This is a genomic window from Spiribacter aquaticus (assembly GCF_007625215.1).
In the GTDB taxonomy this organism is placed as follows: Bacteria; Pseudomonadota; Gammaproteobacteria; order Nitrococcales; family Nitrococcaceae; genus Spiribacter; species Spiribacter roseus.
In genome coordinates, this window is the sequence record NZ_VMKP01000001.1 from 505,755 (window position 1) to 532,333 (window position 26,579).

Consider the following 26,579-nt stretch of genomic DNA (forward strand, 5'->3'; position numbering starts at 1 on the left):
CGCGCAGGGTAACATCGCGGGCATGCAATCGGGCACAACGGGCACTCTGTATATCGTCTCGGCGGCGTCGGGCGCCGGCAAAACCTCGCTGCTGCGCGCGCTCATGGAGCGCGACCCGCGGCTGTGCTTCTCGGTGTCGCACACCACGCGCCAGCCGCGACCCGGCGAGCGCGACGGCCGCGACTATCACTTTGTCGATGAGCAGGGGTTTCGGCGCCTGATCGACGCCGATGCCTTTCTCGAGCATGCGCACGTCTTCGATCGCCGTTACGGGACGTCGTGGGCGGCGGTGGACGACGATCTGGCCGCCGGTCGCGACGTGCTGGTGGAGATCGACTGGCAGGGGGCGCGCCAGATCCGCGAGCGTCTGCCGGACTGTGTGTCCGTTTTCGTCCTCCCGCCGTCGCGGGATGTGCTCGAGTCACGGCTGCGCGGTCGGGGGCAGGACAGCGACGCGGTGATCGCGGCGCGGATGGCCGAAGCGGTCAGCGAGATGAGTCATTGCCGCGAGTACGATTACCTGGTCTGGAATGACGACTTTGCGGTGGCGCTGGCCGACCTCGAGGCCATCATCCGGGCGCGGCGCCTGGCCACCGATCAGCAGGCGCGCGCCCACGCGGCGGCGCTGGCGCAGCTCACCGGCGGTGACGCGGCGGGCTGATTCCGCGCGGGCGGGCGTTTCTGGCCGCACAATCAAGCCTTTATTGCAACCCGGCTTTCAGGCTAGACTGGTCGCCATTCCACAGCGCAGTCATTCTGGAGAACGCCGCCATGGCACGAGTCACGGTCGAGGACTGCCTCGACAACATCGATAACCGCTTCGAACTGGTGCTGGCCGGCACCCGGCGCGCCCGCCAGGTGGCCCATGGTGCCCAGCCGCTGGTGGACTGGGAAAATGACAAGCCCACCGTGGTCGCGCTGCGCGAGATTGCCGAGGGCTATGTCACCGCCGACATCCTGAATGTCGAGGCGGAGGCGGCCGAGGCGCTGGGCGCGCTGGATGACGCCAGCCGCGAGGCCGAGCCGGAAGCGGCCGACACCCCGGCGACGCCGCCGGCGGATGACGGGGCGGAGACCGGCGACTGACCGGGGAGCCATGGCCAGCAGCGAGGCAGTAGTCACCCCCGACACATCGGGATACGACTCCGCGGCCCGGGCGGCCGACCTGTGCTCGCTGCTCGAGAATTACCTCGACCCACACAACGTCCAGAAGGTCTATCGGGCCTATCAGTTTGGCGCCCAGGCCCATCAGGGTCAGCGCCGACTCTCCGGCGAGCCGTACATCACCCATCCGCTGGCGGTGGCGCGCACGCTGGGAGAGATGGGCCTGGATGCCGAGAGTCTCTGCGCCGCCATCCTCCACGACGTGATCGAGGATACGCCCACCGCCAAGGTCGAGATCGCCGAGGCGTTCGGCCCGGAAGTGGCCCAGCTGGTGGATGGCGTCTCCAAGCTCACCCAGATCAACTTCCGCAGCAAGGCCGAGGCCCAGGCCGAGAACTTCCGCAAGATGATCCTGGCGATGTCGAAGGACATCCGGGTCATTCTGATCAAGCTGGCCGACCGGCTCCACAACATGCGGACCATCTTCGTGATGCCGCCCAGCAAGCGGGCCCGCATCGCCCGCGAAACCCTCGAGATCTATGCGCCGATCGCCCAGCGACTGGGCATCAACAGCATTCGGGTGGAGCTCGAGGACCTGGGCTTTGCCGCCCTGCATCCGATGCGCTATCGGGTCCTCAAGGAGCGGGTGCGCCAGCAGCGCGGATCGCGCCGAGAGCTGCTCGACAACGTCCGCGACGAGATCCAGGCGAGCCTTGCCGAAGCGGGCATCGATGCGCAGATCAGCGCCCGGCAGAAACACCTGTGGAGCATCTATCAGAAGATGCGCAGCAAGCAGGCCGGCTTCGAGGACATCTTCGACGTCTATGGCTTCCGCGTGGTGGTGGCGGACGTGGATACCTGCTATCGCGTGCTCGGCCATTGCCATGGGCGCTACAAACCCCTGCCGGGGCGCATCAAGGACTACATCGCGATTCCCAAGGTGAACGGCTACCAGAGCCTGCACACCACTCTGCTGGGGCCGCGCCGGGTTCAGCTCGAGGTGCAGATCCGCACCGCCGAGATGGACCGGGTGGCCGAGGCCGGGATCGCCGCCCACTGGCTGTACAAGGACCCGGGCCAGCCCAGCAATGTCGCCCAGACCCGGGCCCGCGAGTGGGTCCACGGCCTGCTCGAGATCCAGGAAAACGTGGGCAACTCGCTGGAGTTCATCGAGAACGTCAAGATCGATCTGCTCCCCGACGAGGTCTATGTGTTCACCCCCGGCGGCGACATCATGGAGCTGCCCAAGGGCGCGACGGTGGTGGACTTCGCCTACGCGGTCCACTCCGAGATCGGTGATGCCTGTATCGCCGCCAACATCGACAACCGCCTGGCCCCGCTTCGCACGCCGCTCAAGACCGGCGAGACGGTCGAGATCATCTCTGCCCCCGTCGCCCGTCCCAATCCCGCCTGGCTGGACTTCGTGGTGACCGCGAAGGCGCGCTCGGCCATCCGTCAGAGCCTCAAGCGGCTGCAGGGGGCCGAGGCCACCGATCTGGGCCGGCGTCTGGTGGAGCGGGGGCTGAATGCCATGGATCTGAGCCTGGGCGATCTCAGCGACGAGCAGATCGCGACGGCCCTCGAGTCGTTCGGCGTCGAGCGCGTCGACGAGGTGTTCGAGGAAGTCGGTCTCGGGCGGCGGCTGCCCTGGTTCGTGGCCCGCTATCTGGCCGGGGGCGACGATGGCGCGGATCGGCCCGATACCGCCGGCGCCGGTGGCGCGCTGACCCTGCAGGGCACGGAAGGGGCGGTGGTGGCGTTTGCGCGCTGCTGCCGGCCGATCCCGGGTGACCCCATTGTCGGTTTTGCCAGCGCCGGGCGGGGCGTGGTGGTGCACCACGAGGCCTGCAACAACATCCGCGAGTACCGCAAGCACCCGGAGAAGTGGGTGGACGTGCGCTGGGGCGCCATTGCCGAGGGCGATTATCCGGTGGCCGTGGATATGGACGTAATGAACAACCGCGGCGTGCTGGCCAGCGTGGCGGCGGTCATCTCCGATCTCGACTCCAGCATCGATGCCGTCGAGATCGACGAAAAGGCTGACATGATCGCTACCCTGCGGCTGGTGGTGGGGGTGCGTGACCGCGCCCATCTGGCGCGTATCATGCGGCGGCTGCGGGGCCTGTCAGCGGTGCAGCGCATCACCCGGCGGCGCGGCTGAGCGCCTCGAGTCATCCCACAACGGAGCAAGCCATGACACGCCGTATCATTCAGACCGATCAGGCACCGGCGGCCATCGGGCCCTACTCGCAGGCGGTGCAGGTGGGCGATCTGGCCTTCATCTCGGGTCAGATCCCCCTCGACCCGGCCAGCATGACCCTGGTCGAGGGCGACATCAGCGTCCAGACCCGCCAGGTATTCGATAATCTGCGCCATGTCTGCGTTGCCACCGGGGGCGATCTGGCCTCGATCTGCAAGCTGACGATCTTTCTGACCGACCTCGGCCACTTCGCGACGGTCAATGACATCATGGCCGAGACCTTCGCCGAGCCCTACCCGGCGCGAGCCGCGGTGGGCGTGCGCGAGCTGCCCAAGGGGGCGATGGTCGAGGTCGAGGCGATCCTGAGCCTGGCCGAAGACGCCTGAGCCATGGCTGAGGGCGCCGCCGCGTCGGGCACGCCGGTGGCCCGCCTGCCGGGGATCGGCCCACGGCTCGCCGAGAAACTCGCACGGCTGGGGCTCGAGCGCGTCGAGGACATGCCGTTTCACCTGCCGAACCGCTACGAGGACCGCACCCGGGTGCGGGCCATCGGCGAGCTGGTGCCCGGCGTCGCGGCGCTGGTGGATGGCACGGTGACCGCCGTGGAGGTCGTCGGCGGGCAACGCCGCCGGCTGATCTGCCGCATCAGCGATGGCACCGGCAGTCTCGAGCTGGTGTTCTTTCATTTCTACGCCAGTCAGCAGCGTCAGATGGCGCGCGGTGTGTCGCTGCGGGTGTTTGGCGAGGCCCGTGCCGGGCCGGTGGTCATGCAGATGGTCCACCCCGACTGGCAGCGCGTCGAGGCGGGTGCCCCACCGGCCCAGGGCGAATTCAAACCGGTCTACCCCGCCACCGAGGGGATCACCCAGGCGGCCCTGCGGCGCGCCATCGCGGCGGCGCTGGCAAAACCCGGCGCGGTCACCGAGTGGTTGCCGGCCCCGCTGCGCGCATCGCTCGATCTGGTGCCACTGGACACGGCCCTGGCCGAGGTCCATGCGCCGGGGGCGGATAGCGACGTCGACGCCCTGCTGGACGGGCGCCATCCGAGCGTGCGGCGCCTGGCCTTCGAGGAACTGCTGGCCCACCGCCTCAGCCTGCTGCGCCTGCGCGCCGCCCAGCAGCAGGTCATGCCCGCGCCGGTGATCGGCGAGGACGCCCGGGGAGTCGCGCGTTTTCTTGATGGACTGGGATTCGCGCTGACCGGCGCCCAGCAGCGTGTGCATGCCGAGGTGGTGGCCGATCTGGGCCAGCCATTGCCCATGCTGCGACTGGTGCAGGGCGATGTCGGCTCGGGCAAGACCGTCGTCGCCGCGCTGGCGGCACTGCATGCGGTGGCGGCCGGCTGGCAGGTGGCGATCATGGCGCCCACCGAACTGCTCGCCGAGCAGCACGAGCGCAGCTTCCGGGACTGGCTCGAGCCGCTTGGCCTGCGGGTGGGCTGGCTCAGTGGCCGGGCCGGCGCCGCCCAGCGGCGGGCGACGCTGACCGGGCTCGCCGCCGGCGACATCCAGGTGGTGGTGGGCACCCATGCGCTCTTCCAGGCTGATGTGGTGTTCCGAGCGCTGGGACTGGTGGTGATTGACGAGCAGCACCGCTTCGGCGTCCATCAGCGCCTGGCGCTGCGGGATAAGGGCAGCGATCATCACCAGCCCCATCAGCTGGTGATGACCGCCACGCCGATCCCGCGCACGCTGGCGATGACCGCCTACGCCGATCTGGATACCTCGGTGATCGACGAACTGCCGCCGGGGCGCCTGCCGGTGCAGACCGTCGCCCTGCCCGACACCCGCCGCGACGCGGTCATCGAGCGCATTCGGGCGGTGGGGGAGCAGGGCCGGCAGGCCTACTGGGTCTGCACGCTGGTGGAGGACTCGGACTGGCTCGAAGCCGAAGCGGCCGAAGCCACTGCCGATCGACTCCGCGAACAGCTGCCGGAGCTGACCATCGGGCTGGTGCACGGGCGGCTCCCGGCAACGGCCAAGGAGGCCGTCATGGCGCAGTTCGAGGCCGGCGCGATCGATCTGCTGGTGGCGACCACGGTGATCGAAGTGGGAGTCAATGTGCCCAACGCCTCGCTGATGATCATCGAGAACGCCGAGCGGCTGGGCCTGTCGCAGTTGCATCAGCTGCGCGGCCGGGTGGGGCGCGGTCATGCCCGAAGCAGCTGCGTGCTGCTGTACCATGGCCCGCTGGGCGACACCGCCCGGGCGCGGCTGGGCGTGCTGCGTGAGAGCAACGACGGGTTTCGCATCGCCCGGCGCGATCTCGAGATCCGCGGTCCCGGCGAGGTGCTGGGCACGCGCCAGACCGGCGCGCTGACCTATCGCATTGCCGATCTGACCCGTGACGCCGATTTGCTGGACGCGGTCCAGGCGGCGGCGCGCACGCTGCTCGACGAGGATCCGGTGGCGGTGTCCGAGCTGATCCGCCGCTGGGTGGGCGAGGGCGAGCGTTACGCACAGGTATGAGGGGATTCCAGCATGGCTGAGCCGGGACTGCGTCACTGGCGACCGCGGGCTGTGCCCGGCGCCCGCCCGCGGCCGGGGCCCGTCCGTGACTGGCTGGACGAGCCCGGTTCACTGACCCGGCGGCTGCGGGCACAGGCCGGTGGCGCCTTCCGGGTGCAGGTGCTGCGCGAGTACTGGGGTCGGCCCTGGCCGGACGAGCGCCGGCGGCTGGGCGTGCGCGCGCCGGCCTGGCTGTGGATCCGCGAGGTCAGGCTGGGCACCGGTGACCAGCCCTGGATCCATGCCCGCAGCGTCATCCCGCGCCACAGCCTCGAAGGCCCGCTGCGCCGTCTGCGCACCCTGGGGCGGCAGCCGCTGGGGGCGTTGCTGTTCGGTCGCTACCCGGTGGCCCGCGGGCCCATCGAGGTGGCGCCGCTCGACGCCAGCTCGCGCCTCGGCGCCCGGGCCCGGGCGCCGGGAGCCGAGCCGTGCTGGGCACGGCGCTCGGTGTTCTCAATCGCCGGCCGCCCGCTGCTGGTGACCGAAGTTTTCCTGCAACCCCTGATCGAGGAGCTCCACCCATGACGGCATCCGCCACCGGCTGGCCGCATCGGCTGACGCTGTATGCCCGGCTGGCGCGCCTGAACCGGCCCATCGGCAACTTCCTGCTGCTCTGGCCCACGCTCTGGGCGCTGTGGCTGGCGGGCACTGGCGAGCCGCGCCTCGATGTCCTCGTGGTGTTCGTGCTGGGCGTGGTGGTGATGCGCGCCGCAGGCTGCGTGATCAATGACTACGCCGATCGCGACTTTGACCGTCACGTCAAACGCACCCGCACGCGGCCGCTGACCACCGGCGAGGTCAGCGAGCGCGAGGCGCTGCTGCTGTTTGCTGGCCTGTGTCTGATCGCCTTCGCGCTGGTCCTGCTCATGAACCGGCTCACGATCCTGCTCTCGCTGGGCGGTGTCATCCTCGCCGCCACCTATCCGTTCATGAAACGCCATACCCATCTGCCCCAGGTCCACCTGGGGGCCGCGTTCGGCTGGGCGGCCCCCATGGCCTTCGCCGCCCAGACCGGCGGTGTGCCGGTGCTTGCCTGGCTGGTGTTCGCCGCATCGGTGGTATGGGCGACCATCTATGACACCGAGTACGCCATGGTCGATCGCGATGACGACCTGAAGGTGGGCATCAAGTCCACGGCGGTGCTGTTCGGGCGCTACGACCGCGCCATGATCGGGCTGCTGCAGGGGCTGCTGACCCTGCTGCTGGCGGTGATCGGCTGGCGTGCCGGGCTGGGGCCGGTCTATTACCTGGCGCTGGCGCTGGCCACGGGACTGTTCCTACGCCAGCAGTGGCTGATCCGCGACCGCAGCCGTGATGGCAGTTTCCGGGCGTTTCTCAACAACAATCTGTACGGCGGTGTGGTCTTTGCGGGGATCGCGCTGGCCTATCTGACCGGCGCCTAAATCGCCCGGGCCAGGGCGATGACCTCGATCCGCCTGACCCCGCCGCGGCGCAGGCAGTCCGCCACCGCCGTCAGGCTGGCCCCCGTGGTCACGACATCATCCACCAGAGTGACCGCGGCCGGCGGTGGGCGCTGCAGCCGGAAAGCGCCGTGCAGATTGGCGCGCCGGTCGGCGGCTGTCTGACCGCGCTGGGGGGCGGTATGGCGGTGGCGCTGGATCAGTGACGGGGCCACCGGTGGCCCCAGCCAGCGGGCGAGCAGCGCCGATTGGTTGAACCCGCGCCGGCGATAGCGGGCCGCATACAGCGGCATCGGCACCAGCGGGCCATGGCAGGGGGTGCCGCGTTGATGCAGTGCCGCGGCGGCCAGCTCGGCCAGCAGACGGCCGGCGGCCAGATCCTCGTGCAGCTTGAATGCGCGGATCAGGTCGTCGACACCCTCGCCGTAGGTCCAGATCGCGCGGGTCCGGTCAAATGGCGGCGGCGCGGTGCGACAGCCGGCGCAGAGCGGCTCGCCCGAGGCCAGCGGCAGGCCGCAGCGCTCGCAGGCGGCGCTGATCCAGGGCAGGTCCTCGCGGCAGCCGGGGCACAGGGGGCGCTCAAGGCTGCGGGCCTGGCAGAACCGGCAGCGGCCGCTGAGCAGGTTGTGCAGAAAAGCGGCGCCGCGGCCGGGCGAGCGCCAGGGTGTGCGCGCCTGAGGTGGCGGGACGGGCAGGGTCATGCGGGCAGACTGCCGCGGCGGCCGCGTTGCGGCCAGTACACCGCCGGGCGCTGCCGACCGGCGGTGGATTATGTCAGGATGAGCGTATGTCAGAGCCCGCCAACGATCCCCTGCAGCTTGACCCCCGCGTCCTTCGGCGCCGGCTGGAGCGTGCCGCCCCGCGTTTTGACGACGCCGCGGTACTCCACCGCGAAGTCAGTCGGCGACTGGTGGAGCGACTCGATTACATCCGCCTGCAACCGACGGCAATGCTCGATCTTGGCTGTGCCAGCGGGCTGAACACCCAGGCGCTGCGCAAGCGCTATCCCCGGGCGGATTACTACGCCATGGATCTGGTCGCCCCGCTGGTGGCCCAGACGCGGCGGCGCGCCGGCCGCTGGCGCCGGCCGCCGGGTGTCTGCGCCGGGCTCGATCAGCTGCCGTTCCGCAATGACAGCTTTGATCTGGTGGTCTCGAGCCTGGCGCTGCACCGCGTGCCCGACCTGGCGCCCACTGCCCGCGAGCTGCAACGCGTGCTGCGCCCCGATGGGGTGCTGCTGTTCGCGACCTTCGGGCCGGATACGCTGGACGAGCTGCGGACGGCCTGGCAGGCGGCCGATGAGACGCCCCATGTGCACGGCTTTGTGGACATGCATGATATTGGCGATGCCCTGGTCAACGCCCGTCTGGCGGATCCGGTGATGGACATGGAGCATTTCACGCTGACCTATGCGGACGTGCCCGCGCTGATCCGCGACCTCGATGCACTGGGGCTGCGCAACGCGCTGATGGCCCGTCAGCCGGGGCTCACGTCGCGGCAGCGCTGGCAGGCGATGGAAACCGCCTATCAGGCCCTGGCCGACGCCGAGGGTCGGCTGCCGGCAACCTGGGAAATCGCCTATGGGCATGCCTGGGGCACCGATGCCCAGCAGCAGATCACCGGTGACGACGGCGCCGTGCGGGTACCGCTGGATACCCTGTCCATGCCTCACCGGCAGCGCTGAGGCGATCGCTACCCGCGCTATTGCTTTCCTCCGCGCGCGGAATTCACTAAACTTGACTTATATCAGTTTCAACCCGAGCGGGGCGGGCCCATGAGTACCCGGACGGAAAGCGAGCCGAATCACGGCCGCCGCTTTGTTCTGGCGCCCAATATCGCGCCCGACTGGCGGCAGACCATGCTGATCTTCGCCGGCATCAGTACAGTGTGTCTGGGGATTGGCGTGGTCTGCGCGTGGTTCGGGCTGTGGCCGATCCTGCCCTTCGCGGGCATTGAGGTGACGGCCCTGGGTTGGGCGCTCTACAAGTCGGCGCGGCGCTCGCTCGATCGCGAGGTCATCCACGTGGTGGATAACGCCGTGGTCGTGGAAAAAGGCTGCGGCCGGGTCGAGGAGCGCTTCGAAATGGACCGCACGTGGACCGACGTGCAGCTCCGCCGGCGGTCCCGGCGCTGGGATGAAACCCAGCTGCTGCTGCGCTCGCGGGACCGGTCACTGGTGATCGGCGCGTTTCTTGACGCCGACGAGCGACGCAGCCTCGAGCGGGCGCTCAGGGCCTGCATCGGGCCGATGGCCCGGTGGGGTGATGCGCGCCCGGTGACGGCCACTGAATCGAATGCGCCGGAGAGGTCCTGGACGCCGGGGCTCACCGCCAACGTTGGAGAAAAATCGGGATGACTGCAGCAACCGCGATGAAGCGCGTGGGTCAACTGACCGCCCTGGCGGCGGCATTCGCCGCCGTACCGGCCAGCGCCGACTTTGGCCTGCTCAACATGACCGAGGGGGTCACCGAGTCGAGCCGCGAGATCTATGGCCTGCACATGACCATTTTCATGATCACTGTGGTGATCGGTGTGGGCGTTTTCGGGGCGATGTTCTACTCGATTTTCCGGCACCGGAAGTCGCGCGGCGTAACACCCTCGAAGTTCCATCACAGCACCACCATGGAAATCGTCTGGACGGTGATTCCGCTGGTCATTCTCGTGGCCATGGCGGTGCCCGCCACCCAGGTACTGATCGACCTCGATGACACCAGTGGTTCGGAGATGACGGTCAAGGTGACCGGCTACCAGTGGTTCTGGGGCTACGAGTACCGCGGCGAGGATGTCCAGTTCCTCAGTCGCCTGTCGACGGACAGCGACCGGGCACGGCGGCTCGACTCAGGGATCAAGCCGGCCTCGGTGGATAACTACCTGCAGAACGTCGACCAGCGCCTGGTGCTGCCGGTCGACACCCGCATCCGCTTTCAGATCACCGGCGCGGACGTCATCCATTCGTGGTGGATGCCGGACCTGGGCTGGAAAAAGGACGCGATCCCGGGTTATGTCAACGAGATGTGGACCGAGATCGAAGAGCCGGGCGTGTATCGTGGCCGCTGCGCCGAGCTGTGCGGACGTGACCACGGCTTCATGCCCATCGTGGTCGAGGCGCTGCCCAAGGCGGAGTTCGAGACCTGGCTCGCCAATCGCCAGGCCAGTGGCGAGGGCATGACGGCCGATGCCGACGCGACGCCGGACACCGACGGCGAGCTGGCCGCCCGGTAAACAGAATCAGACAGGGGAGATGGTTGAAATGACGGCAACGACCTACAACGACGCATCGCATGAGGGAGAGCCGACCGGCATCACACGCTGGCTGGTGACCACCAACCACAAGGACATCGGGTCCATGTACCTGTTGTTCTCGCTGGCCATGTTCCTGGTGGGCGGCGCCATGGCCCTCGTGATCCGCGCCGAGCTGTTCCAGCCCGGCCTCCAGCTTGTGGATCCGTACTTCTTCAACCAGATGACCACCATGCATGCGCTGGTGATGATCTTCGGGGCCGTCATGCCGGCGTTCACGGGGTTGGCCAACTGGATGATCCCGTTGATGGTGGGCGCGCCGGACATGGCGCTGCCGCGCATGAACAACTGGAGCTTCTGGCTGCTGCCGTTCGGCTTTGCCGTGCTGCTGTCGACGCTGTTCATGCCCGGCGGCGGACCGGCAGGTGGCTGGACCATGTACCCGCCCCTCATGCTCCAGACCGGCACCGCCTTCCCGTTCGTGATCTTCGCGATCCACGTGCTGGGGATCAGCTCGATCATGGGCTCGATCAACGTCATCGCCACCATCCTGAATATGCGCGCGCCCGGCATGAGCCTGATGAAGATGCCGCTTTTCGTGTGGACGTGGCTCATCACCGCCTATCTGATGATCGCGGTCATGCCGGTGCTGGCCGGCGCCGTGACCATGCTGCTGACGGATCAGTACTTCGGGACCACATTCTTCAGCGCCGCGGGTGGCGGCGATCCGGTGCTCTATCAGCACATCTTCTGGTTCTTCGGTCATCCTGAGGTCTATATCCTGATCCTGCCGGCATTCGGCATCATCTCGACGATCATCCCCACCTTCGCGCGCAAGCCGCTGTTCGGCTACAGCTCGATGGTCTACGCCACGGCGTCCATCGCGTTCCTGTCGTTCATCGTCTGGGCGCATCACATGTTCACCGTCGGCATGCCGCTCGCCGGCGAGCTGTTCTTCATGTACTCGACGATGCTCATCGCGGTGCCCACGGGCGTGAAGGTGTTCAACTGGGTCTCGACCATGTGGCGCGGGGCGATGACGTTTGAAACGCCCATGCTGTTCGCGCTGGCGTTCGTGTTCCTGTTCACCATCGGCGGCTTTTCCGGGCTGATGCTCGCGATCGCGCCGGCCGACTTCCAGTACCACGACACCTACTTCGTAGTCGCGCATTTCCATTATGTGCTGGTCACCGGGGCGGTGTTCGCCATCCTTGCGGCGGCCTACTACTGGATGCCCAAGTGGACCGGGCACATGTACAGCGAGCGGCTGGGGCAGTGGCACTTCTGGCTGTCCGTGGTGTTCGTGAACGTGCTGTTCTTCCCGCAGCATTTCCTGGGGCTCGCCGGCATGCCGCGCCGCATCCCGGACTACTCGGTGCAGTTCGCCGACTGGAACATGGTCTCGAGCATCGGCGGGTTCGGCTTCGGGTTCGCCCAGCTGCTGTTCGTCTACCTGCTCTACAAGTGCATCCGTGGTGGCCAGCAGGCCGAGGCCAAGGCCTGGGAAGGCGCTGACGGTCTTGAGTGGGATGTGCCCTCACCGGCGCCGCACCACACCTTCGAGACGCCACCGGTCGTCCGCTAGGGAATGATCAACCGCGAAGTCGATCGACGCACACGACGCAGGATCCGCTGGACGGTGGTCCTGCTCGTGCTGCTCGTTCTGGGCATCTATCTGGGGGTTTTCCTCGATCGTCTCTAGCGATCCGACCGGGGGAGAGGGAGAGCAGACAATGGCACAGGCACAGGGCGGGTATTACGTCCCGCATCAAAGCTACTGGCCGATCATCGGCACCATCGGCGTGACCGCCCTGGTGGTCGGGATCGCGATGTACCTCGAAGGCATGGCACTGGGGACGTGGGTGATGGGCGGTGGCGGCCTGATCACCGCCTGGTTCGTGTTCGGCTGGTTCAGTGACGTGGTCAGTGAGGGCGTCAGGGGCCTCTACAGCGATCAGGTCGACCGCTCGCTGCGCTGGGGGATGATCTGGTTCATCTTCTCCGAGATCATGTTCTTCGCCGCGTTCTTCGGCGCGCTGTTCTACGCCCGGATGCTGTCCGTACCGTGGCTGTCCGGCGAAGACCCGGCCACCAGCCGCCTGCTGTGGGACTCAATGGCGCTCAACTGGCCTACCGCCGGGCCGGCCAATGCGGCCATGGAGTGGCGGCCGATGGGCCCCTGGCCGCTGCCCACCATCAACACCCTGATCCTGCTCACCTCGGGGATGACGCTGACCATCGCGCATCATGCCCTCAAGGACGACAACCGCACCAAGCTGATCGGTTTCATGTGGGCCACGGTGCTGTTGGGCACACTGTTCGTCGGCCTGCAGGCCTATGAGTACTACGAAGCCTACGTCCACCTGAATCTGCGCATGGACACCGGCATCTACGGGTCGACGTTCTTCATGCTGACCGGCTTCCACGGCATGCATGTGGTGATCGGTACACTGATGCTGCTGGTGATCACGCTGCGGTGCATGAAAGGCCACTTCGATCCCAAGTCACACTTCGGTTTCGAGGGAGCGGCCTGGTACTGGCACTTCGTCGACGTCGTCTGGCTGGGCCTTTTTATCTTCGTCTACATCCTCTAGCGCGGCTACAACGGGCTGCCGTTCGGGGCGATGGCCCCGGTCAGAAAGCCCACCAGGATCAGCACGAACAGGATGATCGACAGCGTGATGCGCACCGTCAGGGCGTTCAGCGTGCGGCGCGATTCGCCCCGGTCGCGGATAAGATAGAACAGACCCGAGCCGAGGCTCGCGACGATGACGAACAATGTGAGCAGAATCGTGATGCGAATTGCGAAATCCATGAGCTATTCCCTGTCGCTTTGCGCGCATTGTAAAGGAAGATACGGGCGGCAGCTGGCTTGATCACCGCCCGCCGGGGGATTCGCTTCGGCGGCTGGGTGTTCGCACCCGGCCCCCTGCCGACGCTGGTTTATGCGGTGCTCCTGGGGTTGCTGATCGGGCTGGGTCAGTGGCAGCTCGACCGGGCGGCGGAGAAGCGCTCGGCACTGGCTGCCAGGGCCGACGCCACGGATGCCCCGGTGATGGCGCTCAATGACCGCCCGGCGAGCCTGGCCCGCCACGAATACCGGCGGGCCACCGCCGAGGGGCGCTATGACACGGACCACCAGTTTCTGCTGGACAACCAGGTCCAGGACGGGCGTATCGGTTACCGGGTGCTGACGCCGTTGCGACTGACGGGTCGGGACGCCGCGGTGCTGGTTCAGCGGGGATTCGTGCCCATCGCCGGCAGCCGCCAGACGCTGCCCGAGCTGCCGCCGGTGGACTCGCCCGCGCGGGTCACGGGCCAGATCGGGTCGGGGCCGTCCGTGGGCATGCGTCTGGGCGAGGCGGCGGATGGCAGCGGGAATTGGCCGCGGCGCCTGCAATACATTGATTTTGAGGCCATGAACGCGATGCTCGACTATCCGCTCAGCGACTATGTACTGGTCGAGGGATCGCTTTCCACCGACGCGGTCGCCCGGCGCAGCGATCGGGATGCCTGGCGCTTCGGGCCCGAGCGTCACCAGGGCTATGCGGTGCAGTGGTTCTCACTGGCCGCGGCGCTGACGGTGATCTGGCTGGTGGTCAATACGCGCCGGCCAACACGAGGAGAGAGCAGTTGATCGATCGACTCAAGGGCCGTTGGCAGCCGTTCGCGCTGCTGGCGGTCTTCATCCTGCCCACCGCCGCGGCCATGATCATGGTCTTCAGCGACTGGCGACCTGAATCATTCACCAACAATGGCGATCTGGTGCAGCCCGCTGAGCAGATCAATCCCGGGCAGTGGCAGGGCGTGGTCGAGGCAGCGCCGATCCTCGCCGGCGACTGGCTGATCGTGACGCCGCAGCGCGAGTCCTGTGGCGAGGCCTGCCGCGAGCGGGTCGATCGCCTCAACCGGGTGCAGATCGCACTGGACCGCGACATTGAGCGGGTGCGCCTGGTGGTGCTGCAGCCCGAAAGCCTCGAGGCCCCGGTGTTCGAACCCGTTCCCGGCATCCTCAATCTGTCGGCGGCCGATGCCGTGGTGGATCGACTGGCGGTCCACAACGGTGAACCGATGGCCGCGCATATTGTCGATTATCGCGGTTATCACGTCATGCGCTACCCCCGGCCGCTGGATGCATCCGGCCTGCTGGATGATCTGGAAAACCTCCTCAGTCTGGCCAAAGAGGAGGCCGAGCGCCGCGCCCTTGAGGAGGCTGTCAACGAATGAATCCCCATCCCTGGTTTTACCGCCTGAGTCTGTTGGCGACTGCGACGGCGCTCTGCGTTGTGGTGCTGGGTGCCTGGGTGCGGCTGACGGATGCCGGACTGGGTTGCCCGGACTGGCCCGGCTGCTATGGGCAGTGGGATGTCCCCAACACGCCCGAGGCGATCGCCGCGGCCAATGAGGCATTCCCCGATACGCCGGTGCATGTGGGCAAGGGATGGCGCGAGATGGTGCACCGTTATCTCGCCAGCGGCCTGGGCCTGCTGATCGTGGGGATGGGGGTGTTCGCCTGGCGCCAGCGGCATCGCCCCGGCCAGCCGTGGCGGGTGCCGTTGCTGTTGGTCGCGCTGGTCTGCTTTCAGGGTCTGCTGGGCGCGTGGACGGTGACCTGGCAGCTCAAGCCCGCGGTGGTCACGGCACATCTGCTGGGCGGCCTGACAACGCTGTCACTGCTCTGGTGGGTGACGCTGCGCAGCAATCGTCTGGGGGCCGGACGGCTCTCGCAGGTCCCGGGGCTGGGGGTGTTCCTTGCCGTCGGGGTGCTGGCGGCGGTCGGCCAGATCACGCTGGGCGGCTGGACCAGCACCAACTACGCGGCGCTTGCCTGTAATGAGTTTCCGACCTGCAGCCTCGGCGAGTACTGGCCGGATAATGCCGACTTTGGCGAGGGCTTTGTGCTGTGGCGCGGCCTGGGTGTGAACTACGAGTTCGGCGTGCTGGACCATCCAGCGCGCATGGCCATTCATCTGGTCCACCGCATCGGCGCCATCGCCGTCACGCTGGTGCTCGGTGGCCTGGCGTTCTGGCTGTGGCGTGCGGGCGGTCTGGGCCGCGTCATGGGCGTCGCGGTTGCCGGGGCGCTGGGTCTGCAGGTGTTGATCGGCATTGGTAATGTCATCTATAGCTTGCCGCTGACACTGGCCGTCGCGCACAATGCAGGCGCAGCGCTGCTGATGCTGGTGCTGGTCACCGCCATTCACGTCCGGCGACCCATAGCGCGATCATGAGCCGATATATCGACGCCACTTCCAACCCTGCCACGGGCGCCACGGCCGTCCTGCAGCATGCCGTCCAGCACTGGCGGGATTACTACGAGCTGACCAAGCCCGGGGTGGTGGCGCTGATGGTGTTCACCGCGCTGGTGGGCGAGCTGCTGGCGAGCCCCGGTGCCATTCCCTGGACAGCACTCACGCTGGGTAACCTGGGGATTGCGCTGGCGGCCGGCTCGGCGGCGGCGATCAACCATCTGGTCGATCGGCGCATCGATGCCCGCATGAAGCGTACCGAAGGGCGCCCGCTGCCCACCGGCGGGCTGCGCACCCGCGACGCCAGCCTGTTTGCCGGGGTGCTGGGGCTGGCGGGCCTGTCGATGCTGTACTTTCTGGTCAACCCGCTTACCGCTTGGCTGACCTTCGGCTCGCTGATTGGCTATGCGTTCATCTACACCCTGTTTCTCAAGCGTGCGACGCCGCAGAACATCGTCATCGGTGGCGCGGCGGGGGCCGCACCGCCGGTGCTGGGCTGGGTCGCGGTCACCGGCAGCATCGATCCTCACGCCCTGCTGCTGTTCCTGATCATCTTTACCTGGACGCCACCGCATTTCTGGGCCCTGGCGATTCATCGGCGCGAGGAATACGCGAGTGTGAACATCCCGATGCTGCCGGTCACCCACGGCGATCGGTTCACGCGCTGGCAGATCCTTTTCTACACCGTGCTATTGGTGGGCGTGACGCTGATGCCGTTTGCCACCGGGATGAGTGGCTGGGTGTATCTGGTGGGCGCTGTGGGACTGGGAGCGCGTTATCTGTGGTTTGGCTACGCACTGCTCGCCCGCCCCGACGACCGGTCACTACCGATGAAGTCGTTCGGCTTCAGCATTGTCTACCTGATGGCGCTATTCGCGGTGCTGTTGCTGGACGCCTATCTGCCGGTGATTCTGGCGCCCCTGCTCGGCTGAATCACAGAATCAGCAGATCCACCGGCGAGGCATTCAGCAGCCGGGTGGTGGTGCGATAGCGCAGAAAGTGATCCAGGCCTTCGCCCTGACGCGGGGTCAGCACGATCAGATCCGCCCCCTCATGCGCCGCGATCTCCATCAGGACAGTGGCAGTGGGGCGGGTATCCGCCTCGACCCGGATACCGACAGCCCCCAGGTCCGCATTGCGGACGAATCCTTCCAACCGCTCCCGGGCCACCGCCTGATCGTGGGCGAGCAGTCGATCGCGCGCGTCATCCGTCATTCGGCCGGCCGGCACGGCGGACTGCTCCTGGGTGCCGACCAGATGCACCACCGTCGTGGAGGTGCCGGCGCTGACGGGAGTCGCGCCCAGAGCGCGCGCCCTGGCCATGGAGCCTTCCGAGAGATCTGTGGCAAGGAGCAGCCGGCGATAGCGCTCGACCGGAGCCGCCCGAACGACCAGTACCGGGCAGTCGGTATGGGCGATGATGCGCTCCGAGGTGCCGCCCAGGAACAGGTCACGCAGCTGGCGTTTGCGGTGGCTGCCCAACACGATCAGCGGTGTCGTGTCGTCGACGGCGGATCGGATGGCCTCATCGGGCCCCCGGCCGCTCACGACCGCGACGGAACAGGCCACATCATCCACCGTCTCGATCGTGGTGGCGAGACGCTGTAGCATGAAGTTGGCGGTGTCGCGCTGCGCATCGATCATGGCCGTCGGCTGGTCGGTATCGATGGCGTAGACGAGCTTGAGGCCGTAGTGATGCTCACGGGCCAGTAGCAGCGCCATGCGTTGCGCGCGCTCGGCACGGTCACTGAGGTCGGTCGCCAGGACAATCCGGCGCATCAGCGGGGTTCCGCGTCCTGCCGATGACGCAAACGGCCGGCGGGGAGGAGTTTGATCATGGACTTGATGCTGCATTCCGCCTTCGCGGAGGTCGCCACCCTGCTCATGCTGGCGGCGGTGGTCGGCTTTGCCGGCATCCTCCTGCGCCAGCCACTGATCGTGAGCTTTATCGCCGTTGGCATCATGGCCGGCCCCTCTATGCTCGATGTGGTGCATGCCGAGGCGCAGATTGACCTGCTTTCCGAACTCGGCATTGCCGTGCTGCTGTTTCTGGTCGGCATCAAACTGGATATCAAGCTCATTCGGTCTCTCGGCGCCGTGGCGCTGGTCACGGGGCTCGGTCAGGTGGCTTTCACCGCCGGGATCGGCTTTCTGCTTGGCCTCGCCATGGGGCTTGAGGCGGTCACCTCGCTGTACGTCGCCGTCGCGCTTACTTTCTCCAGTACCATCATCATCGTCAAGCTGCTCTCGGACAAGCGCGAGATCGATTCGCTTCACGGCCAGATCGCGCTGGGGTTTCTGATCGTCCAGGATCTGGTGGTGGTCCTGGCGATGATCGTCCTGTCCACGGTGGGGATCGGTGGTCGCGCCGATGGCGGCGGCGTTGCTGAAATCGCCATGGTGTTGCTGGCCGGCGTGGCGCTGGTCGGCCTGGTGATCCTCTTCGTCCGCTATGTGGCCAACCCGCTCAGTGCCCGGCTGGCCCATGCCCCGGAGCTGCTGGTGATCTTCGCCATTGCCCAGGCGACCGTTTTTGCCACTGTGGCCGACGTCATTGGCCTCGGTAAGGAGCTGGGCGGCCTGCTGGCCGGGGTCTCACTGGCGTCAACGCCCTACCGCGAGACCATCTCGGCGCGGCTCGCTCCGCTGCGCGACTTCCTGTTGCTGTTCTTCTTCATCTCGCTGGGCTCGACACTGGATCTTGCCTTGCTGGGGGACAGCCTGCGCGAGGCGCTGGTGTTCTCGGCCTTCGTCCTGATCGGTAATCCGCTGATCGTGCTCGCCATCATGGGGGCGATGGGCTACCGTCGGCGAACCGGATTTCTGGCGGGCCTGACGGTGGCGCAGATCTCGGAGTTCTCGCTGATTTTCATCAGCATGGGACTGGCGTTGGGTCATGTCGGTGATCAGGCCCTCGGCCTGGTGACGCTGGTGGGGCTGATCACGATCGCGGTTTCGGTCTATATGATTACCTACTCGCACTGGCTCTACGAACACGTCGGGCGTCATCTATCGATATTCGAGCGCGCCGGGACGCCGCGTGAACCGAAGGGCAACGCGGGGGCGAGTCAGGCGGCCGCCGACGTCCTCATCTTTGGTATGGGGCGGTTTGGCACCGCCATGGCGCTGCGGCTCCAGCGCCGGGGGTTTGGAGTGATCGGCGTGGATTTTGATCCGCGTGCCATCGCACGCGCCACCAGTCTGGGGCTGCGGGCTGAATACGGCGATGCGACCGACCCGGAGTTCATCGCCTCGCTGCCCCTCGAACAGGCCCAGTGGGTGGTCAGCACGGTGCCGCGGCACCCGACGGGCCTGAGCCACGAGGACAGTCGCCACACGCTGATGCAGATCGTTCGCTCAACCCCATTCCGTGGCCAGGTGGCGGTGGCCTCGCATAACGCCCGTGAGACGGACGAACTGCTCGCGCGCGGCGCGGACACGGTCATGGAGCCCTTTCAGGACGCCGCCGATCGGGCAGTGGATCTGATCAGCGGCGCCCCGCCAACCCAGCGCACGCCCATTCCCCCGATTACCCCGGAGGATCGCGGCGACGCGGGTGACTGAGGGGCGTTCAGCCTTCGCCCGCCGCCTTGTCCAGGCCGACGTTGTTTTTCTCGAGGACGCGGTCGGCGCGATAGCTCGAGCGCACCAGCGGGCCCGAGACCACTTCGAGAAAACCCTTGCCAAGCCCGATCTCGCGGTAGCGCTCGAACTGTTCGGGCGTGACGTAGCGGTCCACCGGCAGATGATTGACCGTGGGGCGCAGGTACTGGCCGAACGTGACGATATCGACGCCAATGGCGCGCAGATCGTCCATGGTCTCGATGATCTCCTCATCGGTCTCGCCCAGGCCCAGCATCAGGCTGGTCTTGGTGAGCACGCCCGGCCGGCGCTTTTTGGCATACGCCAGTACGTCCAGCGTCTGCTGATAGCCCGCCCGCGGGTCACGGACCGGGTGGGTGAGGCGTTTGACCGTCTCAACGTTCTGGGCAAACACCTCGAGCCCCGTGTCGACCACGGTGTCGATCGCTTCGTGGCGGCCGTTGAAGTCGGGGGTCAGTGCCTCGACCGCGGTGTTGGGGTTGCGCCGCTTGATCTCGTGGATGCAGTCCGCGTAGTGCTGGGCCCCACCGTCGGCCAGATCATCGCGGTCCACCGAGGTCAGCACCACATACTTAAGGCCCATCAGTTCAACAGTGGTGGCGGCGCCATTGGGCTCGTTGTCGTCAAGCCAGCCCTTGGGGTTGCCGGTGTCCACCGCGCAGAACCTGCAGGCCCGGGTGCAGACATCGCCCATGAGCATGATGGTCGCTGTCCCGGCGCTCCAGCACTCGCCCATGTTGGGGCACATGGACTCTTCGCAGACGGTGGCAAGCTTGTGCTCGCGCACCGTGTTGCGGACCTTCTGATAGGTCTCACCGGTGGGGACCTTGACGCGCAGCCAGTCCGGCTTGTCGCCGCGCCCCACCGGCGCGGTGTCGCGCTGGGCTTTGACGCCATTTTTGATCGCGCGGATACCGTTGTCCTTGTCGACCTTCTGGCCGCTGACCACAACGGGGATGCCTTTGAGTTCGGGCATGTCCGACTCCTTGCCTCGTTCAGTCCTTGCCGTAGGGGTTGTTCATCACCGAAAACCAGTTGGCGTGCGCCCGATCGGCGTCCTCCCGGTAGGCTTCAACCTCCTCACGGGTCATTTCCTCGCGCAGACGGCCATCGCTGACCGGCCGCGGATCATATCCCTCGGTATCGTCTTTATCCTGCTTGTCTGGCCGTTCATCACTCATGACGGCACCCTCCGCATCCTGACTGTGTCATGTAAAATCCAGTATACGTTTGAAACCGGACCGCCTCCATGGCCGCTGCCTCATACCCTCATGCCCATCGTGAACTGGACCTGCGGGGACTGAATTGCCCCCTGCCCGTCCTGCGCACCAAACAGGCGCTGCGGGACATGGCGGTGGGCGAGTGCATCGCCGTGCAGGTCACTGACCCGCATGCGGTGATCGACTTCCGTGCCTTGTGTGACACCACTGGGCATCAGCTGTTGCATGAGACCGAGTCCGGCGATGTCCTCACATTCTGGCTTGAGAAGGGCCCCTGAGGCGCGCCAGCAGCGACTCGGCCACCACGGACAGCCGTCGGCTGAACGACGGCGCCTGATGCCAGGACAGGCTGATCAGCTCCATGCGCTCGCGCCGCTCGAGCAGCAGGTCGTCGCTGGTGCCCAGATCATCCACCAGCCCCAGCTCAAGGGCGCGCTCGCCCATCCAGTGCTCGCCGGTGGCGACACGGTCGACGTCCATGCGTGGCCGATAGCGGGCGATGTGGTGGCGGAACAGGTCATGCACCGCCTGCAGGGACTCGCGGAAATGCTCGCGGCCCTCGTCGGTGTTCTCGCCAAACACGGTCAGATCGCGCTTGTGCGCGCCGGCGGTGTGCAGCTCAAACTCGATGTCGTGGCGCTTGAGCAGGCCGTGGAAGTTGGGCAGCTGGCCGACCACGCCGATCGAGCCGATGATCGAGAACGGGGCGGCGACGATGCGGTCGGCCACGCAGGCCATCAGATAGCCGCCGCTGGCCGCGACCCGATCCACCGCGATGGTCAGGCGGATATTGGCCTCGCGCAGCCGTGCCAGCTGGCTGGCCGCAAGGCCGTAGCCGGGCACCATGCCGCCGGGGCTTTCAAGGCGCAGCAGCACCTCGTCATCGCGTCGGGCGCTGGCGATGATCGCGCTCACCTCTTCGCGCAGCGAGTCGACCGCAGTGGCGCGGATGTCGCCGTCGAAGTCGAGCACGAACAACCGCGGCAGGCGACCTTCGCCATCCTGTCCGCGGCGCTTCTGGCGGCGCTCCCGCAGGCGCTGGATCAGGTTGGACCGACGGGCGTCGGGACCGCGCTGGATGCGCCGGCTCATGGCCTCGTAGCGGCGGTTGAGGGGCTCGACCTCGAGCTGTTCGCGGTGACGACCGCGCCGCCGGCTGGTCATGCCGCCGATCATGCCCAGCACCACCGCGAACGCCGCCACCAGGGTGAGCACACGGGCCAGGAAAAGGGCATAATCCTGCAGGAATTCCATCGCGTTATCCTTTCATGAATGCCGAATACGACTGGACTGCAAGTCTACGCGAGCCAACCGATGAAAGAAGCCACCCGCCGCAGGGGAGGGGCATGAACCCACCTGGCACCGCACTCTACCGCCATCGCGGCGTCGATGTGGCGACGCTTCGCCAGCTCGATCAATGGGCGGCGGCGCCCAAGGGCACCGCCTTTCGCGCCTTCAAGCGCTGTCAGGCGGGACTGGTCGAGGAGCGGGATTTTTTTGTCGAGCCCATCGATGCCCCGTCCGATGCCGCCGCCGCGGCGCTGATCGAGCGCCTGCGCGCCGACGGCAGACTCTACCCGAGCAGCCACGTGGCCATTCTGCTGTCCCGCGCGGCCTGCTCGCGGTTACAGGTCATGCCGGGGTCTGACGGCCGATGAATACCCTGGTCACCTGGCTGCAGCCGTGGGAGCCCTCGCTGCCGGTCTTTCTGGCCTGCGCGCTGGCCGTCGGCCTGTACGCCATCGGTCTGATCCGGGGGGCCTCGCCCGGGTTCTGGCCGGCGCTGTCGTATTTCGCCGGTGTGGCGCTGATCTATGCCGTCACCCAGACCCATTATGATTACTACTCGCAGTATCTGTTCTCGGCGCACCGGCTGCAGCATCTGGTGCTGCATCACCTGGGGCCGTTCCTGATCGCGCTGGCAATGCCGGCGGGCGTGCTGGCGACTGCCCTGCCGGCGCGGGTCCGGGCCTGGCCGCGGGGGCCGGCGGCACCGCTTTTCGGTGCCCTGCGCCGGGTGTATCGCGTGCTCCAGCAGCCGTTCATCGCCGGTGTGCTGTTCGTCGGGGTGATCTACTTCTGGCTGACGCCCGAGATTCACTTTGACGCCATGCTGAGCATCGACCTGTACTGGTTCATGAACTGGACGATGCTGCTCGACGGGCTGCTGTTCTGGTGGCTCATTTTCGAGCGCAGTGATCAGGCCGTCACACCCCGCCTGAGCCCCGGTCGGCGCATTCTGCTGCTGGCGCTGATCATGCCGCCGCAGATCGCACTGGGGGCGTACATCACATTCAGCGGCCAGAATCTGTTCGAAATCTACGATGTCTGCGGCCGCGCGTTTCCCATCGATCCGCTGCTTGATCAGCAGATCGGCGGCCTGATTACATGGATACCGGCGGCAATGATGAGCGTGATGGCTGCCATCATCGTCCTCGCATTCCGTCTGCACGGGAGGGAATCGGATGCCTGAGCACCCCAGAAAACGTCGCTGGCCGGGCCCCGCGCTGGTTGTGATGATGGCTGCGCTGCTGAGCGCCTGCGGCGGCAGTGGCTATCAGACCAAGGGCATCGAGGGCCTGCTGCCGGATCTCGCCTTCCGCCTGACCAGTGAGACCGGTGAAACGCTGACCGCCGCCGATCTGCGGGGCGCGCCCACGGTGGTGTTCTTCGGCTTCACCCATTGCCCCGATGTCTGTCCCACGGCCATGGCGCGGATTGCGGCGGCCACGGAGGCGGCCGGCGAGAGCCTCGACGGCGATCTGCAGGTGCTGTTCGTCTCGGTGGATCCCGGCCGGGATACGCCCCAGCGGCTTGCCGACTACACGGACTTTTTCAGTGACCGCGTCACCGGCGCCACGGCACCGGTGGAGCGACTCCGCGAGCTCACCAAGCGCTACCGCGCCACCTTCGGCTACGGCGAGCCCAATGAGTTCGGCGACTACAACGTCTCGCACTCGAGCGCGATGTACGTGTTTGATGCCGAGGGTCACGCCCGGGCGCTGTTCCGCCCGAGCGACAGTGTGACGGGAATGGCCGCGGATCTGCGGCGCATCGCCCGGGGTTAGCCCGGGGTCAGCTCGGCGCGCTCAGTCCTCGAACAGGTCCTTGTCGGTGACCGCGCCATACGACGCCGAGCTGACCAGCCGGGCGAACTTGCCCAGCACGCCGCGGCGGTAGTTCGGCGGCCGGGGGCTCCACCGGGCGCGGCGCTCAGCGAGTGTGGCCTCGTCGATCTGCACCTCGAGCAGGTTCTGGTCGGCATCGATGATCACCGTATCGCCTTCCTCGACCAGGGCGATGTTGCCGCCGGCCGCCGCCTCGGGGGCGACATGGCCGACGACCATGCCGTAGGTGCCGCCGGAGAACCGCCCGTCGGTGATCAGGCCCACGGCGTCACCCAGCCCGCGGCCGATGATCGCCGAGGTCGGCGCCAGCATTTCGCGCATGCCGGGGCCGCCACGCGGGCCCTCGTAGCGGATGATGAGGACATCGCCGGCCTGGATCCGGTCGGCGAGGATCGCATCCATGGCGAGCTCTTCGGAGTCGAACACCCGGGCGGGGCCTTCGATGCGGCGCTTTTTAATGCCACTGACCTTGGCGACGGCGCCCTCGTTGGCCAGGTTGCCGCGCAGGATCGCTAGATGGCCCTCGGCATACACCGGGTTGTCGAAGTCGCGGATGATGTCCTGATCCGGCGACGGCGTGGCGGGGACCGATTCCAGCAGCTGCTCGATGGTCTGCCCGGTGATGGTCATGCAGTCCCCATGCAGCAGCCCATTCGCCAGCAGCATTTTCATGACCTGGGGGGTGCCGCCAACGGCGTGGAATTCGCTGGTGACATAGCGCCCCGAGGGCTTCAGATCGCAGAGCACCGGCACGCGCTGGCGGATCCGCTCGATATCGTCGATGGAGAACTCCACCTCGCAGGCGCTGGCGATACCCAGCAGGTGGAGCACGGCATTGGTCGAACCGCCCAGTGCCATGACCACGCTGGCGGCGTTCTCGAAGGCCTTGCGGGTCATCAGGTCGCGGGGCAGGCGCTGGTGGTGGATGGCATCCACCAGCACCTCGGCGGCGCGTGCCGCCACGTCCCGCGCCTCGTCGTCCTCGGCCGAGACCGTACTCGAGCCCATCAGGCTCATGCCCATTGCCTCGAAGGCGCTCGACATGGTGTTGGCGGTGAACATGCCGCCACACGAGCCGGCGCCCGGGCAGGCGTTCATTTCCACGCCCTTGAGGTCCTCGTCCGAGAGGTTGCCGGCGGCGGACTGGCCCACCGCCTCGAAGGCGCTGACGATGGTCAGGTCCTGGCCTTTGTAGTGGCCCGGCTTGATGGTGCCGCCATAGACGAAGATCGCGGGGATGTTCAGCCGGGCGATGCCGATCATCGCCCCGGGCATGTTCTTGTCGCAGCCGCCGGTGGCGAGAATGCCGTCAAGGCTCTGGCCGTTGCAGACGGTTTCGATGGAATCGGCGATCACTTCCCGCGAGACCAGCGAGTACTTCATGCCCTCGGTGCCCATGGAAATGCCATCGGAGATGGTGATGGTGCCAAAGCTCACCGGCATCGCACCGGCGGCACGCAGCGCGTCGCTGGCGCGCTCGGCCTGGGCGCCGATGCCCATGTTGCAGGGCGTGATGGTGCTATGGGCATTGCCCACGCCGACGATGGGCTTTGCGAAGTCCTCGTCGGTAAAGCCGGCGGCCCGCATCATCGCGCGGTTGGGGGTGCGGGCACGTCCTTCGGTAACGGCGCGGCTGCGGCGGTTGTCGGCCATGGTGATTCCTTGATGATGGGTAGTGATCGGTCAACCGACAAAATACGAAACTCCGGGGCGGGTGGCAATCGTCGCCACGCCCTGCAATGGCATACTCTGCAAGTGAGGAAAGCGACAGGGCAGGCAAGGGGCGGTGACAACGCCGAGTATCCGTTACGAGGCCGATCTGGCCGGCGGTGATTTCGTCGACGATCCGGCGCAGCGCGCCGCGGTGGAGGCGCTGGATGCCCTGCAGGCGGCGCTGCAGGACCAGCCGCCGCCGGCCACCGGCCTGCGCGGCTGGTGGCAGCGTCGCCGCGGCGCTGCCCCCGCCGCGGTGCCGGGGCTCTATCTGTGGGGCGGGGTGGGCCGCGGCAAGACCTATCTGATGGACACCTTCTATGAATGCCTGCCCGCGTCCATCCCCCGGCGCCGGGTGCATTTCCACCGCTTCATGCAGTCCGCCCATTACCGTCTGCGCTGGCTGCGTGAACAGCCGGATCCGCTGCGCACCCTGGCCGCTGAATGGGCCGGCGAGGCGCGGGTGCTCTGCTTTGACGAGTTCTTCGTCAGCGACATCGCCGACGCGATGATCCTCTCGGGACTGCTGCATGGGCTGATCGACGAGGGCGTGACGCTGGTGGCCACCTCGAACCTGCCGCCGGACGGGCTCTATCCGGGCGGTCTGCAGCGTGATCGCTTCCTGCCCGCCATCGATCTGCTGGAGCGCCATCTGCAGGTGATGAACGTGGATGGTGGCACCGACTATCGCCTGCGGCTGCTCAGCCGCGCACCGGTCTATCATGTGCCCGCCGACGCGCATGCCCGCACCGCCCTCGCCGAGACCTTCGAGCGCCTCAGCCCCGAGCGTGATCATGAAACCGATGGACTGGCCATCAACCAGCGCGACATCCCGGTGCTGGCCCTTGGCGACGGCGTGCTCTGGGTGCGCTTCGGTGCCTTGTGCGAGGGGCCGCGCAGCGCCGATGACTATGTCGAGATCGCCCGTCGCTTTCACACCGTGCTGATCTCGGACGTGCCGATTATGGATCGCGACCGCGAAGACGCGGCGCGGCGCTTCGCGGCGATGGTCGACGAGTTCTATGATCGCGGCGTCAAGCTGATCATCTCCGCCACCGCCGAGCCCGAATGGCTGTACCGCGGCCGGCACCTGCATTTTGAGTTTCGGCGCATCATTTCGCGTCTGCGCGAGATGCAGTCCCGGGAGTATCTGGCCCTGCCCCACCGGCCCTAGGGTTTTCCCCAGACCCTGTG

General features: G+C 67.0%; 29 protein-coding genes. 22 read left to right on the top strand and 7 right to left on the bottom strand.

Translation table 11 applies throughout. From position 1 onward, the window contains the following. The first annotated feature begins 22 nt into the window (after positions 1-22). The 7 genes from gmk to ubiA all read left to right on the top strand — a co-directional run bounded on the left by gmk (position 23) and on the right by ubiA (position 7,214). The gene (gene gmk, locus FPL11_RS02515; RefSeq protein ID WP_144347084.1) at positions 23-661 is read left to right on the top strand and encodes a guanylate kinase; all 639 of its coding nucleotides are present in this window, start codon (positions 23-25) and stop codon (positions 659-661) included. Between the two features lie 110 nt (positions 662-771). Then, on the top strand, positions 772-1,086 hold the full coding sequence (rpoZ, locus tag FPL11_RS02520; protein ID WP_144347085.1) for a DNA-directed RNA polymerase subunit omega: 315 nt from the start codon (positions 772-774) through the stop codon (positions 1,084-1,086). 10 nt (positions 1,087-1,096) lie between these two features. Next, on the top strand, positions 1,097-3,265 hold the full coding sequence (locus FPL11_RS02525) for a RelA/SpoT family protein (RefSeq protein WP_144347086.1): 2,169 nt from the start codon (positions 1,097-1,099) through the stop codon (positions 3,263-3,265). Between the two features lie 32 nt (positions 3,266-3,297). After that, entirely contained in the window at positions 3,298-3,690 is a 393-nt protein-coding gene (locus FPL11_RS02530) for a RidA family protein (protein ID WP_110882386.1), read from the top strand. A gap of 3 nt (positions 3,691-3,693) precedes the next feature. Next, on the top strand, positions 3,694-5,772 hold the full coding sequence (recG, locus tag FPL11_RS02535) for an ATP-dependent DNA helicase RecG (protein ID WP_144347087.1): 2,079 nt from the start codon (positions 3,694-3,696) through the stop codon (positions 5,770-5,772). A gap of 12 nt (positions 5,773-5,784) precedes the next feature. Next, positions 5,785-6,336 (top strand): chorismate--pyruvate lyase family protein, encoded by a 552-nt coding sequence (locus FPL11_RS02540; RefSeq protein WP_144347088.1) that lies wholly within the window; start codon positions 5,785-5,787, stop codon positions 6,334-6,336. After that, positions 6,333-7,214 (top strand): 4-hydroxybenzoate octaprenyltransferase, encoded by an 882-nt coding sequence (gene ubiA / locus FPL11_RS02545; protein ID WP_110882389.1) that lies wholly within the window; start codon positions 6,333-6,335, stop codon positions 7,212-7,214. The genes FPL11_RS02540 and ubiA overlap by 4 nt, the downstream gene beginning before the upstream one ends. Here the strand turns inward: ubiA and FPL11_RS02550 are convergent. Further along, entirely contained in the window at positions 7,211-7,933 is a 723-nt protein-coding gene (locus FPL11_RS02550; RefSeq protein WP_144347089.1) for a ComF family protein, read from the bottom strand. The two genes, ubiA and FPL11_RS02550, sit on opposite strands and share 4 nt — an antisense overlap. Before the next feature lie 86 nt (positions 7,934-8,019). Here FPL11_RS02550 and FPL11_RS02555 point away from each other — a divergent pair, with 86 nt between their 5' ends. The 5 genes from FPL11_RS02555 (at position 8,020) to FPL11_RS02575 (ending at position 13,066) form a co-directional block, all read left to right on the top strand. Then, complete coding sequence (locus FPL11_RS02555) at positions 8,020-8,916, top strand: methyltransferase domain-containing protein (protein WP_144347090.1); 897 nt, start codon at positions 8,020-8,022, stop codon at positions 8,914-8,916. A gap of 90 nt (positions 8,917-9,006) precedes the next feature. Continuing rightward, on the top strand, positions 9,007-9,588 hold the full coding sequence (locus FPL11_RS02560; RefSeq protein ID WP_110882392.1) for a DUF2244 domain-containing protein: 582 nt from the start codon (positions 9,007-9,009) through the stop codon (positions 9,586-9,588). Continuing rightward, positions 9,585-10,454 carry a cytochrome c oxidase subunit II gene (gene coxB, locus FPL11_RS02565; RefSeq protein ID WP_144347091.1) on the top strand — a complete coding sequence of 290 codons (870 nt, stop codon included), beginning with the start codon at positions 9,585-9,587 and terminating at the stop codon, positions 10,452-10,454. Before FPL11_RS02560 ends, coxB begins: the two co-directional genes overlap by 4 nt. A 28-nt stretch (positions 10,455-10,482) precedes the next feature. Beyond that, positions 10,483-12,057 (top strand): cytochrome c oxidase subunit I, encoded by a 1,575-nt coding sequence (gene ctaD, locus FPL11_RS02570; RefSeq protein WP_110882575.1) that lies wholly within the window; start codon positions 10,483-10,485, stop codon positions 12,055-12,057. Between the two features lie 148 nt (positions 12,058-12,205). Further along, positions 12,206-13,066, top strand: a complete 861-nt coding sequence (locus FPL11_RS02575; RefSeq protein ID WP_144347092.1) for a cytochrome c oxidase subunit 3 — start codon at positions 12,206-12,208, stop codon at positions 13,064-13,066. 5 nt (positions 13,067-13,071) lie between these two features. Here FPL11_RS02575 and FPL11_RS02580 read toward each other — a convergent pair whose 3' ends face one another. After that, on the bottom strand, positions 13,072-13,287 hold the full coding sequence (locus tag FPL11_RS02580; protein ID WP_144347093.1) for a twin transmembrane helix small protein: 216 nt from the start codon (positions 13,285-13,287) through the stop codon (positions 13,072-13,074). Between the two features lie 57 nt (positions 13,288-13,344). Here FPL11_RS02580 and FPL11_RS02585 point away from each other — a divergent pair, with 57 nt between their 5' ends. The 4 genes from FPL11_RS02585 to cyoE are packed head-to-tail and all read left to right on the top strand — an operon-like array spanning position 13,345 to position 16,653. Next, on the top strand, positions 13,345-14,109 hold the full coding sequence (locus FPL11_RS02585) for an SURF1 family protein (RefSeq protein ID WP_159300254.1): 765 nt from the start codon (positions 13,345-13,347) through the stop codon (positions 14,107-14,109). Then, complete coding sequence (locus FPL11_RS02590) at positions 14,106-14,699, top strand: hypothetical protein (protein WP_144347095.1); 594 nt, start codon at positions 14,106-14,108, stop codon at positions 14,697-14,699. The genes FPL11_RS02585 and FPL11_RS02590 overlap by 4 nt, the downstream gene beginning before the upstream one ends. Beyond that, the gene (locus FPL11_RS02595) at positions 14,696-15,703 is read left to right on the top strand and encodes a COX15/CtaA family protein (RefSeq protein WP_144347096.1); all 1,008 of its coding nucleotides are present in this window, start codon (positions 14,696-14,698) and stop codon (positions 15,701-15,703) included. Before FPL11_RS02590 ends, FPL11_RS02595 begins: the two co-directional genes overlap by 4 nt. Next, on the top strand, positions 15,700-16,653 hold the full coding sequence (cyoE, locus tag FPL11_RS02600) for a heme o synthase (RefSeq protein ID WP_144347097.1): 954 nt from the start codon (positions 15,700-15,702) through the stop codon (positions 16,651-16,653). The genes FPL11_RS02595 and cyoE overlap by 4 nt, the downstream gene beginning before the upstream one ends. A gap of 1 nt (position 16,654) precedes the next feature. Here cyoE and FPL11_RS02605 read toward each other — a convergent pair whose 3' ends face one another. After that, positions 16,655-17,500 carry a universal stress protein gene (locus FPL11_RS02605; RefSeq protein ID WP_159308532.1) on the bottom strand — a complete coding sequence of 282 codons (846 nt, stop codon included), beginning with the start codon at positions 17,498-17,500 and terminating at the stop codon, positions 16,655-16,657. A gap of 57 nt (positions 17,501-17,557) precedes the next feature. On the opposite strand from FPL11_RS02605, the gene FPL11_RS02610 reads away from it, so the two are divergent. After that, the gene (locus FPL11_RS02610; protein ID WP_200833618.1) at positions 17,558-19,285 is read left to right on the top strand and encodes a cation:proton antiporter; all 1,728 of its coding nucleotides are present in this window, start codon (positions 17,558-17,560) and stop codon (positions 19,283-19,285) included. A 7-nt stretch (positions 19,286-19,292) separates the two neighbouring features. On the opposite strand, the gene lipA is transcribed toward FPL11_RS02610, so the two are convergent. Continuing rightward, the gene (lipA, locus tag FPL11_RS02615; RefSeq protein ID WP_144347099.1) at positions 19,293-20,300 is read right to left on the bottom strand and encodes a lipoyl synthase; all 1,008 of its coding nucleotides are present in this window, start codon (positions 20,298-20,300) and stop codon (positions 19,293-19,295) included. A gap of 19 nt (positions 20,301-20,319) precedes the next feature. After that, positions 20,320-20,505 carry a hypothetical protein gene (locus FPL11_RS02620; RefSeq protein WP_110882401.1) on the bottom strand — a complete coding sequence of 62 codons (186 nt, stop codon included), beginning with the start codon at positions 20,503-20,505 and terminating at the stop codon, positions 20,320-20,322. A 68-nt stretch (positions 20,506-20,573) separates the two neighbouring features. On the opposite strand from FPL11_RS02620, the gene FPL11_RS02625 reads away from it, so the two are divergent. Then, a complete protein-coding gene (locus tag FPL11_RS02625; protein WP_144347100.1) occupies positions 20,574-20,822 on the top strand; it encodes a sulfurtransferase TusA family protein in 249 nt (82 codons plus the stop codon). On the opposite strand, the gene sohB is transcribed toward FPL11_RS02625, so the two are convergent. Further along, on the bottom strand, positions 20,794-21,798 hold the full coding sequence (gene sohB / locus FPL11_RS02630) for a protease SohB (RefSeq protein ID WP_144347101.1): 1,005 nt from the start codon (positions 21,796-21,798) through the stop codon (positions 20,794-20,796). The two genes, FPL11_RS02625 and sohB, sit on opposite strands and share 29 nt — an antisense overlap. A gap of 92 nt (positions 21,799-21,890) precedes the next feature. On the opposite strand from sohB, the gene FPL11_RS02635 reads away from it, so the two are divergent. Genes FPL11_RS02635 through FPL11_RS02645 form a run of 3 tightly spaced genes read left to right on the top strand, consistent with a single transcriptional unit; the run spans position 21,891 to position 23,612 of the window. Further along, the gene (locus FPL11_RS02635) at positions 21,891-22,202 is read left to right on the top strand and encodes a hypothetical protein (protein WP_144347102.1); all 312 of its coding nucleotides are present in this window, start codon (positions 21,891-21,893) and stop codon (positions 22,200-22,202) included. After that, positions 22,199-23,017: a cytochrome c oxidase assembly protein gene (locus FPL11_RS02640; protein WP_110882405.1), complete on the top strand. Its 819-nt coding sequence runs from the start codon at positions 22,199-22,201 to the stop codon at positions 23,015-23,017. Before FPL11_RS02635 ends, FPL11_RS02640 begins: the two co-directional genes overlap by 4 nt. Further along, the gene (locus FPL11_RS02645; protein ID WP_110882406.1) at positions 23,010-23,612 is read left to right on the top strand and encodes an SCO family protein; all 603 of its coding nucleotides are present in this window, start codon (positions 23,010-23,012) and stop codon (positions 23,610-23,612) included. The genes FPL11_RS02640 and FPL11_RS02645 overlap by 8 nt, the downstream gene beginning before the upstream one ends. 21 nt (positions 23,613-23,633) lie before the next feature. On the opposite strand, the gene ilvD is transcribed toward FPL11_RS02645, so the two are convergent. Then, entirely contained in the window at positions 23,634-25,325 is a 1,692-nt protein-coding gene (gene ilvD / locus FPL11_RS02650; protein WP_144347103.1) for a dihydroxy-acid dehydratase, read from the bottom strand. 133 nt (positions 25,326-25,458) lie between these two features. On the opposite strand from ilvD, the gene zapE reads away from it, so the two are divergent. After that, positions 25,459-26,559, top strand: coding sequence for a cell division protein ZapE (gene zapE / locus FPL11_RS02655; protein ID WP_144347104.1), 1,101 nt, complete (start codon positions 25,459-25,461; stop codon positions 26,557-26,559). The last annotated feature ends 20 nt before the right edge of the window (positions 26,560-26,579 follow it).